This is a genomic window from Trinickia symbiotica (assembly GCF_002934455.1).
Taxonomy (GTDB): Bacteria; Pseudomonadota; Gammaproteobacteria; order Burkholderiales; family Burkholderiaceae; genus Trinickia; species Trinickia symbiotica.
Genome location: NZ_PTIR01000001.1, coordinates 359,767 through 371,782, shown reverse-complemented (window position 1 = coordinate 371,782; position 12,016 = coordinate 359,767). Strand labels below are relative to the sequence as shown.

The following is a 12,016-nucleotide window of genomic DNA, read 5'->3' as shown; positions in this document are numbered from 1 at the left end:
GCGCGGCCGCGCACCGGGAGGTCGTCCATGATCGCGTGGATGATGTGGCTCGCAACAGCCTCGACCCTCCTGTTGCTCACGTACCTCGTGTTCGCGCTGCTGCCTGCGGAGGACCTCGAATGATGAGCGCCAACGACTTTTTTTAGACGGCGCTATTCATTGTCGTCCTGATCGCGATCGCTGTGCCGCTTGGCCGCTATATGACGGCTGTGCTCGACGGCTCGTCGGTCATCGTCCGCAAGATCGGCAGACCGATCGAACATTTGAATTTACCGACTCGCCGGCATCGATGCGCACGCGGAAATGTCCTGGAAGACCTACGCGGTCGCCACCCCGCCTGCCGGGACTGAGCCGTTGCCGTCTTACGCGGCGAAGAAGACGAACGGCAAAATCGAAACGAGGTAGATGACGAGGCCCGTGACGGCCATGCCGGCTACGATCGCCATCGCGGCAATCGCTGCGCCGATGAGGACGAGCGCCACGAGCTTTTGTCTTCGAGCGTGCCGTCGATCGAAGTCATGCAGCGGGAGCGGCGGGTCGACTTGCTCTTCGTCGCCTGCCGCGTGCTTCCATATTGTGATGCGAAGCATGACGTTCTCCACGGAACGACCGACGCTCGTAAACTGGACGTAATCATTGGCGAATAGCGGAGGTCGGCGCTGCTTACGCAAGTCCCGTGCCGAGCGCTTCCACACGCGCATCGAAACGGGCCGCGCCGCCGCCGTACATCGTTCGCGCGGCTTGCGAGGCGCAGTGAGACAGCGCTGAGATAGCCGCCTACCAGTTTAGGTCAGCGCGTGGCCGCTTCATAGCAGTGCGTTGCGCACCTGCGCGGACCGTTCCACTGAGCGTACCCGGCGCGTCGGCTTTACGCGGATTGATCGCGCGAATGCGCAGGGGTGGCATCGGCGAGTGCTTGCGCGCTTGGCGTCGTTGGCTCCAGCGCATGGCTGTCGTCCTTGAGAGCAACGCCTGTGAGCCCCAAGCGCCGCGCTTGCACGAGCAAGTAATGGAGTTTGTGCGCGGCGCTATCGTACGCGAGCCCTTCGGGCCGCACGTTCGAAATGCAGTTACGCTCGGCGTCGGTGCGGCCGATCCGCGGCTCGTAGGTGAGGTAAGTACCGAGGCTGTCCGGCGAGCTGAGCCCGGGCCGCTCGCCGATGAGCATCACGACGAAGCGTGCACCCAGGATTTGTCCTATCTCGTCGCCGAGCGCGACGCGCGCCTGCCGCGCGACGACGATCGGCGCAAGTCGCCAGTCGTCGAGTTTCGGGCGCAGCGCGGTCAGTAACGGGACCGCATGCCTCGACGCAGCAAGTGCCGAGAGACCATCGGCGATGACGAAGACGATGTCGGGCGTGCCCGAGGCGCTCCGCGCGAGTCGATCGCGGCTCTCGTCCGACAAGCGGCGCCCGAGGTCGGGCCGCCTCAGGTAGTGCTCACGATCGATGGCGGCGCTATGCACGTCGAGCGATACGAAGCCTTGCTCACGTAGCCGCTCTTGCAGCGCCTCGGCATCGAGCGGCTGATGCACGGCATCGCGCGCCTGGGCGTGCGCCAGATTGAACGCTAGCAGCGGCTCGGTGGGGAGGCTCACGCCTGCCCGGCCGAGCGCGATGCGTGCCTGCGTGTATCGCCGCAGCGCCAGCCAGGGATTTTTCTCCAGGAATTCGCTCATAGGCCTCTCTTCTCGTGCACCGCGGCTATCGATCCACCCATTCGCGCACGCCCTCGATGAGCGGTTGACTTCCCGCGACCGGAAGCAGCGCGCCGTCGCCGTCGGCTATTTGCATCGATCGCAGCCACGCCTCGAATTCAGGCGCGCGGCGCAGTCCCAGCACTTCGCGGACATAGAGGGCGTCGTGAAACGAAGTGCTCTGGTAGTTGAGCATGACATCGTCGGCACCCGGCACCCCCATGATGAAGTTGACGCCGGCCACGCCGAGCAGGGTCAGCAGATTGTCCATGTCGTCCTGATCGCTCTCCGCATGGTTCGTATAGCAGATATCGCAACCCATCGGCACACCGAGCAGCTTTCCGCAAAAGTGGTCCTCGAGGCCCGCTCGTATGATTTGCTTGCCGTCGTAAAGGTATTCCGGCCCGATGAAGCCGACGACGGTGTTGGTCAAGAGGGGCTTGAACCGGCGGGCGACAGCGTAGGCGCGTGCTTCACAGGTCTGCTGATCGACGCCGTGGTGCGCGTTGGCGGACAGGGCGCTGCCTTGACCTGTTTCGAAGTACATCACGTTGTCGCCGATGGTGCCGCGCTTGAGCGAGCGCGCCGCGTCGTGTGCCTCGTCGAGCAGTGCGAGCGAAACACCGAAGCTCGCGTTGGCTTGCTCGGTGCCCGCGATCGATTGGAAGACGAGATCGACGGGCGCGCCTTTTTCGATTGCCGCGATCGTATTGGTCACATGCGTGAGCACGCACGACTGCGTCGGGACATCGTAGCGACGGCGGAATTCGTCGATCATGGCGAGCAGCGTCGTGATCGCCTGCGGGCTGTCCGTCGCGGGGTTGATGCCGATCACCGCGTCGCCGCAGCCGTAGAGAAGCCCGTCCAGCATCGAGGCGGCGATGCCTTTTACGTCGTCGGTCGGGTGATTGGGTTGCAGGCGTACCGATAACCGGCCCGGCAGCCCGATCGTGTTACGAAAGCGCGTCACGACGGGCCGCTTGCGCGCGACGACGATGAGATCCTGATTGCGCATCAGTTTCGAAACGGCCGCGACCATTTCCGGGGTGAGGCCGTCGGTCGCACGGACGAGCGAGTCGGTATCGGTCGTGCTCGAGAGCAGCCAATTGCGGAAGTCGCCGACGCTCAGGTGGGCGATTTCCGAAAACGCCTGCGCGTCGTGCGAGTCGATGATGAGGCGCGTGACCTCGTCGCTTTCGTACGGAACGACGGGCTCGTCGAGAAAGGCACGCAACGGCACCTGAGCGAGCGCCATTTTGGCGGCGACTCGCTCCTCCTCGCTCGCGGCGGCGATGCCCGCGAGCTGGTCGCCCGAGCGTGGCGGGCTCGCTTTGGCAAGCAGCGTCTTCAGGTCGGCGAACCGATAGGTGCGGGCGCCGATCGTCTCGGTACAGTTCATTCGGACTCCTATCCGCCCGCCGAGGGGGCTCTAGGGACTCACTCTTCGAGTAGCGCGTCGACCGATGCAAGCTGTTGCCGACCGCGCGTCATGACGAAACGGCGGAACGGCTGCGTCGGGAACAACCAGGTTTGCCAACTCGATAGTACGGCGCCATAAATCGGACGTGTTATCGAAATCGGCATATTTGAGGCGGACTCGCGAGCATCGGCGCAGACCTCAATCGCGCGGTCTCCGGCACGCTCGGTGATATAAAGAAAGAGCCATCGTCACGGAGAAACCATGAGCAACGCTGCCATGCGGCTCGACAGAGTTCATCACATCGCCATTATTTGTTCGGACTACGAGCGATCGAAGCGGTTTTACACCGACATCCTGGGCTTTCCCGTGATCCGGGAGACGTGGCGTGCGGAGCGGCGCTCCTGGAAGCTCGACCTCGCCGTGGGCGATCACTGCCAGCTCGAATTGTTTTCGTTTCCCGATGCGCCGCCGCGGCCTTCATACCCGGAGGCGAGGGGCCTGCGCCACTTGGCGTTCACCACCGACAACATCGATCGGTGCGTCGACTGGCTCATCGAAAACGGGGTCACGGTCGAGCCCGTTCGACTCGACGAGCTGACCGATCAACGCTTTGTGTTCTTCAGCGACCCCGACGGATTGCCGATCGAGCTCTACGAGGAAGCCGTCGGCGGCTGCTCCGGCGGCGAACCGGGCTCCGCGGGCTGACCCGGGGCGGGCTCCGGCGTGCCAATATCGGGCACATCCTCCGGCCTGCCGGGCGTCGGAGGGTTCGGAATCGTTGGCTGATCGGGGATAGGCGGATCCGATGACATGTGGCCTCCAGCGTGCGTGACGCCGCATACGCGCCGGCGACATGCGGGCATTGTCGATATCGGGCGAGCATCGTCCGTTCCCGGCGGGTATGCGAAGTGTGCGTCGCTGTACGTATCGATCGCAAGCCCAGGCCCCAACCGCCGCAATCCATCGTCAGTACTGCGAATCATGGCTCACGCCGATGCCGTTGTCGGATTCCACAGCGAATGGGCGAGGGTAGGCGCACTTCGCATGCATGCCGTCGCGGCGCCAGGCCCTCAGCGGCCAAAGGGTCTGCCGTTCGTCCTCGTGCACGGGCTAGGCCTCTCGCACGAGTACATGATGCCGACGGCGGAGTGTCTCGCGCGCAGGTTCGAGGTCTTTGTCCCCGATTTGCCCGGCTTCGGCGAAAGCGAGCATCCGGATCGCGTGCTCGACATCGGCGAGATGGCCGACGCGCTCGTCGCCTGGATGGATGTGACGGGGCTCGTGCGCGCCGCGTTGCTCGGCAACTCGCAGGGATGCCAGGTCATCATCGATCTCGCCGCGCGCTATCCAGAGCGCATCGCGGCGGGCGTCCTGCAAGGGCCCACCACCCCGCCCGAAGAGCGTTCATGGCTACGCCAGTTCATTCGTTGGCGACAGAACGCTCCGTACAATCCGCCCGAACTCGAGACGATCAGCCACGAGTCGTATCGCAAAAGCGGCTACCTGCGAATCCTGCGCACGTTCCACTATGCGCTCGACGATGCGCTCGAAACGAAGTGCCAACGCATTCGCGTGCCGATGCTCGTCGTGCGCGGACAGCACGATCCGATCTGCCATGAATCGTGGGCTGAAGATCTGGCCGCGCGCTTTCCGGCCGGCCGAATTGTGCTGATCCCGCGCCAGGCGCATACGATCGTCTATACCGGGCCGGCCGCGCTCGCGTCAGTGGCGGCTCAATTCATCGAGGAATGCATGGAGCCTGGACCCGGCCCCGAGCTGCAGGCGCGAAGGCGAGACGGTGCGGCGAGCGGCTCATGATCGCATCGCGCCCGAGCAGCCTAGCTCGCGCTGGCCCGTTCTTTCTCCTGCGTATCGAGCAGCACGCCGCCCGCCGCGGCGGCGAGCACGATCATGATCGTCCCGACGACCCAGGAGAAGTACCAGGCCCCGTAGTCCCCGACCACTACGCCGGCGACAATGGCGACGACAGCGGCCGCCATCAACATCACGAAATGCATAAATGTCTTCATTGAGCACTCCTAAATAAATATCGATTTGTCGGTGTATCGATTTGTCGGTGCGAATCAATAGGCATGTGGGTCCGAGGCGACATGCCCGGCCTTGACCTTGCCGCGCATCACGTAGAAAGCCCAGCTCGTGTAGGCGAGAATCGCCGGCATGAAGACGCCGGCCCATCCCGTCATCCAGATCAGCGTCGTGCGGCTCGACGCGGCGTTCCAGATCGTCAGGCTCTGAGACGGGTTGCTCGACGACGGCATCAGGAACGGGAACATGCTCGCGCCGACCGAGCCAATCACGCCGATCCATGCGAGTGCGCCGGACCACCAGGCGAGCGTCGACCGATTGGCGCGCACCATCAGGAAGCCGAACATCATCGCGCTGAAGCCGAGCGCCGGCACGAGCCAAAGGATGGGCGCGTGGCGATAGTGATCGAGCCAGGCACCCGCCGCGAGCTGCACGGTTTGTTGCAGCGGCGTTTGCGCGGCGCCGGGCGCCGGCGCTTGCGAGAGCTGATAACCGGATAGCTGACTGACCCATACGCCGCCGATCGCGAACAGCAGGAGCGCGACGACGATCCCGATGCTCGCGGCGCGGCGTGCGCGCTGCTGCAAGGCGCCGGGTTCCGAGCGGCCGATCAGCATAACGCCGCCCATGTAGATCGACAGCGACAGCGCCAAGAGCCCGCATAGGATCGCGAACGGGTTCAGCAGGCTCAGGAAGCTTCCCGTGTAGAACGAGGTGAGATCCCAATCGAAATGGAACGGCACGCCGAGCAACATGTTGCCGATTGCAGCGCCGTAGACGAACATCGGCACAACGCCGCTCACGACCAGCGTCCAATCCCAGACACTGCGCCACGTTGCGTAAGGGAGCTTGCTGCGGAATTCGAAGCCCAGCGGACGAACGATCATCGTCCAGAGCAACAACAGCATCACGACGTAAAGCCCCGAAAAAGCGGTGGCATAAAGCAGCGGAAACGCGGCGAAGACGGCACCGCCTCCGAGGACGAACCAGACCTGGTTGCCGTCCCAATGCGGCGCGATCGTATTGAGCGCGACGCGGCGCTCGGTATCGGTGCGGCCCACGAAACGCAACAGCGCGCCGACGCCCATATCCATGCCGACCATCGTCGCGAGGCCCATCAGCAAGACGCCGAGCAGTGCCCACCAGATCAGCTTGAAGACGAGATACAGTTCCATTTCACTGCTCCTTGCGCAGGGAGACGAGCGCGGCGTGCGCGGTGACGAGCTCGCCCGAGCGCGCGGAAACCGGGCGGCGCGGCTTTTCGTCGGCATGGCCGCCGCGATCGCCGTGGTCTTCGGGACCTTGCCGGATCGCTCGGACCATGAGGGAAATCTCGACGACGGCGAAGATCGAATAGATCAGCACGAAGCCGACTAGTGAAAACACCAGATATTCGACGCTGTGCGTCGACGCCGACATCCAGGTCGGCAGCACGCCGAAGACCGTCCACGGCTGGCGGCCGACTTCGGCGGTCAACCATCCCGCCTCGCAGGCGATGAACGGCACCGGAATCATCCAAGGCGCGAGCTTGAGAAACGTACGCTGTCGATCGACATCGCCGCGCAGCGAGAGGATCACGGAGATGACGAAGTACGCGAGCATCAGCAGGCCGCAGCCCACCATGATGCGGAAGACCCAGAAGATCACGAGGACGTTGGGGATTACATCCTTCGATGCCTTCACGATGTCGGCCTCGGTCGCCTTCGAGACATCCTGGCCGGCCGCGTAACGCTTGACGAGAAAGCCGTAGCCGAGATCGGCCTTGTGCGCTTCGAACTGCGCGAGCGCGGCTGCGTTCGTCGGATCGGCGCTGAGCACCTTCAATGCCTCGACGGCGGGAATCCCGTTGCGAATGCGCTTTACCGCGTCGGCCTCGATTCGATCGATGCCGGGTACGGTCTTGTCGAAGGTATGGGTCAGAAGCGGAGTGAGCACATACGGAATCTGGATGCTCCAGGTGTTGCGCTGTTCGTTCTGATTCGGCCATGCGGCGACCGTAAATGGCGCGGGCGCCTTCTCGGTTTGCCACATGGCTTCCATTGCGGCGAGCTTCGACGGTTGAGCATGTCCCCCGACGAAGCCGAGTGCATCGCCGAGCGTAATGACGCCCGCCACGGAAAGCACGCCAAAGAGACTCGCGATGCGAAACGAACGCCTGGCGAGATCCATGTGGCGGCCGCGCAGCATGTAATAGGCGCTCACCGCCGTCACGAAGACAGCGGCCGTCACGTAGCCCGCGATGCTCGTATGAACGAACTTCGTCTGCGCGTCCTCGCTGAAGAACAGCGCGCCGAAGCTCGTCAGCTCCAGGCGCATCGTCACCGGATTGAAGACGGCGCCGTTCGGATTCTGCATGAAGCTGTTGCCGACGAGGATCCAGAGCGCGGACAGATTTGAGCCGAGCGCGACGAGGTAGGTGACGATCAGATGCTTGCCCTTCGAGAGACGCTCCCAGCCGAACGCCATCAATCCGACGAAGGTGGACTCCATGAAGAACGCCATCAGGCCTTCAATCGCGAGCGGTGCGCCGAACACGTCACCGACGAAGCGCGAATAGAACGACCAGTTGGTGCCGAACTCGAACTCCATGGTGAGGCCGGTTGCGACACCGAGTGCGAAGTTGATCAGGAAGAGCCGGCTCCAGAACTGCGTCATGTCGCGGTAGATCTTTCGGCCGGTGATGACGTAGACGGTCTCCATGACCGCGAGCAGAAACGACAGACCGAGTGTCAGCGGGACGAACAGAAAGTGGTATAGCGCTGTAACGGCGAACTGCAGCCGCGACAGTTCCACCACCGTGTCGCTAATCATTTGATGGGTGCTCCAATGCAAGCCGTTGTCGAAACGTGCGGATGGCGGGCGGCGGTCGTTTAAGGACAGCGATGGACGATATCGCGGGCCGTCGCCGCCTGCGCCCAGGCGAACTTCTCCGATCGGCGTGGAAGCTCGAATGCGGGGGAGAGCCAACGTTGAGAATTCTAGTTAAGCGAGCGACGAATCATTGCGGCATACCGTCGCAACGAGATGGGCCAAGTTGTCGCAGGTCGCTTGAATCGCGAGGCTTTCTGTCACGGCTTGCGACCCGTGCGACGAATTGCGCAGTCCGCACGGCACAGGGTTCTGCTAACTTGCGGGCTGACCGCGGTCATCGGCAGGTCGGCTGGTATCAACCGCTCTCTCGCCCTCTCAGCGAGAAGGACGCACACGAAAAGCCGACAGTTTCCTTCGACGTCAGCTTCGCTTCAATATGAGCCCAAGCTTTACCTCTCAGCAAAAGAAGACCCTCGATGCGTGGCTCAGGCAACTCGCCGTGCGCATCCGTTCGCCGCTCAGGCTCTCCGTCGCGGCCGGATTCGTCGCGGGCCTGCTCGTCGTTGCGCAAGCCGCGTTGTTATCGTGGAGCGTGGAGAAAGTCGTCGTCGGCGGTGCGTCTCTCACGCAGGTGTGGCCCGTGTTGGCCGCCATGCTGCCGCTGATTGCGCTCCGTTTCGTTGCCATGCAGGCGGCGGAGCGTTTCGCCTTCGTCGGCGCAGCGACGATTCGCACGCAGCTGCGCGGCGAGCTCCTGCGCAAGATTCACGCGCTCGGTCCGGCATGGCTGCAGCGCGAGTCGAGCGGCGCGCTGTCGAGCCATCTCGTCGGCGGCATCGAGGCCCTCGAAGGCTACTACGCGCGCTGGCTGCCGAACCGGGCGCTGACGGCGCTGCTGCCGCTCGCGGTGCTCGTCGTCGTTTTTCCCGTCGATTGGGTTTCGGGGCTCGTGCTCGTGCTGACCGCTCCGCTCATTCCCGTTTTCATGATCCTGCTCGGCAAAGATGCGGTGGCGGCGAACCAGCGCCAATGGCGCAGGCTCGCGCGGCTCAGCGCACGGTTTCTCGATGCGCTCTCGGGCATGACGACGCTGCGGCTCTTCAATGCCGGCCGCCGCGAGGCCGAAGTCGTCGCGCGCCTGTCGGAGGCCTATCGGCAAAGTACGATGTCGGTACTGCGCATCGCCTTCCTTTCATCGGTCGCGCTCGAGTTTCTTTCGACGATCAGCATCGCGATCGTAGCCGTCCTCATCGGCTTCAATCTGCTCTACGGAAAGATGCATTTTCAGCCGGCGTTCTTCGTTCTGCTGCTCGCCCCCGAGTTCTATTTGCCGTTGCGCACGCTGGGTACTCACTATCACGCGCGCATGGAAGCGATCGGCGCGGCGGAGCGGATCGCGGAGATTCTCGCGATACCGGAGCCGCAACGTCGCGGGGCCACTCAGCACTTGAAAGCGGCACGCGGCTATCGCATTCGCTTCGAATCCGTTTCGTTTTCCTATGGTAATGGCCGGCCAGCGCTGAACGGTCTCGACTTCACGGCGGAATCCGGCAGCATGACAGCGCTCGTCGGCGCGAGCGGTGCGGGCAAGAGCACGGCCTTGAGCCTGCTGCTCGGCTTTGCGTACGCTGACAAGGGGCATATTTGGATCAATGACCAACGGCTCCAAGTCCTCGACGAAGCAAGCTGGCTCGCCAATGTGGCCTGGGTTCCGCAGCGCGCGCACGTCTTCGTCGGCAGTGTGCTCGACAATCTGCTGATCGCGCGCCCTGACGCCACCATGGCCATGGTGCGCGAAGCGGCCGCGCTGGCGGGCGCCGATGCGTTCATCGCGGCGCTTGCGCGCGGTTACGACACGCCGCTCGGCGAGCGCGGAGCGGGGTTGTCGGGTGGGCAGGTCCAACGCCTCGCGCTCGCGCGCGCGTTTCTCAAAGACGCGCCCGTCGTATTGCTCGACGAGCCTACCGCCCACCTCGATGCGCGCAATCAGGCCCAGATTCACGAGGTCTTGCGCCGCCTCGCGCATGGGCGCACGGTGCTCGTCGTCGCGCATCGTCTCGCGACGGCACGGCTCGCCGACAAGATCGTCGTGCTCGAAGCCGGGCGGGCCGTCGAAGCGGGCGCGCATGAAGCGCTGCTGGCCCTGCAAGGAGCCTATGCGCGACTCGTTCGTTCAAATACGGCTGATCCAATCGGCGCGGAGTTCGCGACTTGCCTTTGAACGACATGGATGACAAGGATTTGCCACGCGATGCCGCGGCATCGCCGGAAAGCGAAGGGAACGACGCGCGGACCGATCTCGCGCGCCTTTTCATGTTGTTTCGCCCCTACTGGCGCTGGATGGCCCTCGGGGCGGGTCTGTCGCTCGCCACGCTGCTCGCGAACGTCGCCTTGATGGCGATCGCCGGTTGGTTCATCGCTTCGATGGCGCTGGCGGGGCTGACGCATGCGGCGTTCGACTACTTCACGCCGGCCGCGGCGATCCGCGCCTGCGCGATCGTCCGAACAGTGGGCCGCTATGTCGAGCGGCTCGTCACGCACGAGGCCACGCTACGTCTGCTCGCCCAGCTGCGGGTCTGGTTCTTCGTGCGCATCGAGCCGCTTGCGCCAGCCCGACTGTCCAATCTGCGTGGCGCCGATCTTCTCGGCCGCATTCAGGCCGATATCGACAGTCTCAACCACGTTTATCTGCGCGTCTTCGTACCGGTGTTCGTGGCGGCGCTCGGCTCGCTCGTGATCGTGGCGGCGGCGGCAGTGGTCAATGCGTCCGCCGCTGCCGTGCTGCTCGCCTTTCTGCTTCTTGCCGGTGTTGCACTGCCGGCGCTCCTTTTCGCGCGCGCGAGCGGCCCATCGCGCGCGGTCGTCGCGCTGCGTGCGGGAATGCGCGAGACGATCGTCGATAGTCTCCAGGGGCTTGGCGAACTGCGCGTCTATGGGGGCGGTCCTCTCTATGCCGAGCGCGTGGATCGCTTGTCCGAGCGTCTTACGACGGCGCAAGGCGACGTGAGCAGGCTCAACGGCTTCTCGCAAGGCGTCCTCGCCGCATCGGCATCGCTCGCGATGGGGGGCACGTTGCTGCTGACGATTCCGCGCGTCAGCGACGGAACGATGCCGGGTGCCAATCTCGTCATGCTTGCGCTGTGGATGCTGGCGAGCTTCGAGGCCGTGCTGCCTTTGCCGCTCGCCATGCAGGTGCTGGGCGAAAGCCTCGCGGCCGCGCGCCGTATCTTCGCGCTCGTCGATGCGAAGCCGGCCGTCGCGGATCCCGCGCACGCTGCTGCCTTGCCGTCGGGCAGCGATCTGTTGTTCCGCAACGTGCGGATGCGCTACGGCGACGACGCACCATGGGCACTCGACGACATTTCGTTCGATCTGCCGGCGCGCGGCCGTATTGCCGTAGTCGGCGAGAGCGGAGCCGGCAAGAGCAGCGTCGCAAACGTGCTGCTGCGATTCCACGATTATCAGGCGGGCAGCATCCGCTTGGGCGGCGCGGAGCTGCGCGAGTGCGCGGGCGATGACATACGCGCGCGCATCGCCGTCGTTGCTCAGGACACCTATCTTTTCAACGCGACGATTCGCGACAATCTTCTGGTCGCCCGGCCCGATGCGGATCAGGCGATGCTCGAAGCGGCTTGCCGCAGTGCTCAACTGCACGATTTCATCGCAGCGCTTCCAGAGGGCTACGAAACGGAAGTGGGTGAGGCCGGCGCGCGACTCTCGGGCGGCCAGGCGAGGCGCCTCGCCATTGCCCGCGCATTGTTGACGGACGCAGCGATCCTCGTGCTCGACGAGCCCACCGAGGGGCTCGATACCGTGACGGAGTGCGCGCTGCTAGCCGCGGTCATCGAGCTGATGGAGGGGCGCAGCGTACTGCTGATCACGCACCGGCTCTCCGCGCTGACCGAGTTGGTCGACGAAGTGCTCGTGATGGAAGGGGGGCGCATCGTCGAGCGCGGCACGCCCGGTGTGCTGCTCGCCGGCGAGCGATCGCTTCTTCCGCATTGATCGCGCTCTCGCCCCGCCGTTCTCCGAGCGGGGCCGCC

The 12,016-nt window shown here is 64.3% G+C and carries 11 protein-coding genes and 1 pseudogene; 6 read left to right on the top strand and 6 right to left on the bottom strand.

The window, feature by feature from the left end:
- The first annotated feature begins 27 nt into the window (after positions 1-27).
- Both B0G57_RS01730 and B0G57_RS31550 read left to right on the top strand, forming a co-directional pair.
- Positions 28-123, top strand: a complete 96-nt coding sequence (locus B0G57_RS01730; protein WP_018438849.1) for a hypothetical protein — start codon at positions 28-30, stop codon at positions 121-123.
- Between the two features lie 35 nt (positions 124-158).
- Positions 159-333, top strand: a pseudogene (locus tag B0G57_RS31550) (potassium-transporting ATPase subunit KdpA); the annotation flags it as partial.
- A gap of 29 nt (positions 334-362) precedes the next feature.
- On the opposite strand, the gene B0G57_RS01720 reads toward B0G57_RS31550, so the two are convergent.
- The 3 genes from B0G57_RS01720 to B0G57_RS01710 all read right to left on the bottom strand — a co-directional run bounded on the left by B0G57_RS01720 (position 363) and on the right by B0G57_RS01710 (position 3,095).
- Positions 363-590 (bottom strand): hypothetical protein, encoded by a 228-nt coding sequence (locus B0G57_RS01720; RefSeq protein WP_026229323.1) that lies wholly within the window; start codon positions 588-590, stop codon positions 363-365.
- A 278-nt stretch (positions 591-868) separates the two neighbouring features.
- The gene (gene eutC, locus B0G57_RS01715; RefSeq protein ID WP_018438846.1) at positions 869-1,678 is read right to left on the bottom strand and encodes an ethanolamine ammonia-lyase subunit EutC; all 810 of its coding nucleotides are present in this window, start codon (positions 1,676-1,678) and stop codon (positions 869-871) included.
- Positions 1,679-1,703: 25 nt separating this feature from the next.
- Positions 1,704-3,095 carry an ethanolamine ammonia-lyase subunit EutB gene (locus tag B0G57_RS01710; protein WP_018438845.1) on the bottom strand — a complete coding sequence of 464 codons (1,392 nt, stop codon included), beginning with the start codon at positions 3,093-3,095 and terminating at the stop codon, positions 1,704-1,706.
- Between the two features lie 282 nt (positions 3,096-3,377).
- Between B0G57_RS01710 and gloA2 the strand changes: the two genes are divergently transcribed.
- Together gloA2 and B0G57_RS01700 are read left to right on the top strand one after the other, a co-directional pair.
- Complete coding sequence (gene gloA2 / locus B0G57_RS01705) at positions 3,378-3,821, top strand: SMU1112c/YaeR family gloxylase I-like metalloprotein (RefSeq protein ID WP_018438843.1); 444 nt, start codon at positions 3,378-3,380, stop codon at positions 3,819-3,821.
- Positions 3,822-4,160: 339 nt separating this feature from the next.
- The gene (locus tag B0G57_RS01700) at positions 4,161-4,934 is read left to right on the top strand and encodes an alpha/beta fold hydrolase (RefSeq protein ID WP_158256593.1); all 774 of its coding nucleotides are present in this window, start codon (positions 4,161-4,163) and stop codon (positions 4,932-4,934) included.
- A gap of 20 nt (positions 4,935-4,954) precedes the next feature.
- Here B0G57_RS01700 and B0G57_RS01695 read toward each other — a convergent pair whose 3' ends face one another.
- Genes B0G57_RS01695 through B0G57_RS01685 form a run of 3 tightly spaced genes read right to left on the bottom strand, consistent with a single transcriptional unit; the run spans position 4,955 to position 7,973 of the window.
- Positions 4,955-5,146, bottom strand: a complete 192-nt coding sequence (locus B0G57_RS01695; protein ID WP_018438841.1) for a hypothetical protein — start codon at positions 5,144-5,146, stop codon at positions 4,955-4,957.
- A gap of 54 nt (positions 5,147-5,200) precedes the next feature.
- The gene (gene cydB, locus B0G57_RS01690) at positions 5,201-6,337 is read right to left on the bottom strand and encodes a cytochrome d ubiquinol oxidase subunit II (RefSeq protein WP_018438840.1); all 1,137 of its coding nucleotides are present in this window, start codon (positions 6,335-6,337) and stop codon (positions 5,201-5,203) included.
- 1 nt (position 6,338) lies between these two features.
- Complete coding sequence (locus B0G57_RS01685; protein ID WP_018438839.1) at positions 6,339-7,973, bottom strand: cytochrome ubiquinol oxidase subunit I; 1,635 nt, start codon at positions 7,971-7,973, stop codon at positions 6,339-6,341.
- Positions 7,974-8,409: 436 nt separating this feature from the next.
- Here B0G57_RS01685 and cydD point away from each other — a divergent pair, with 436 nt between their 5' ends.
- On the top strand, positions 8,410-10,194 hold the full coding sequence (gene cydD / locus B0G57_RS01680) for a thiol reductant ABC exporter subunit CydD (protein WP_018438838.1): 1,785 nt from the start codon (positions 8,410-8,412) through the stop codon (positions 10,192-10,194).
- Positions 10,185-11,978: a thiol reductant ABC exporter subunit CydC gene (cydC, locus tag B0G57_RS01675; RefSeq protein WP_223258562.1), complete on the top strand. Its 1,794-nt coding sequence runs from the start codon at positions 10,185-10,187 to the stop codon at positions 11,976-11,978. The genes cydD and cydC overlap by 10 nt, the downstream gene beginning before the upstream one ends.
- Positions 11,979-12,016 lie beyond the last annotated feature (38 nt).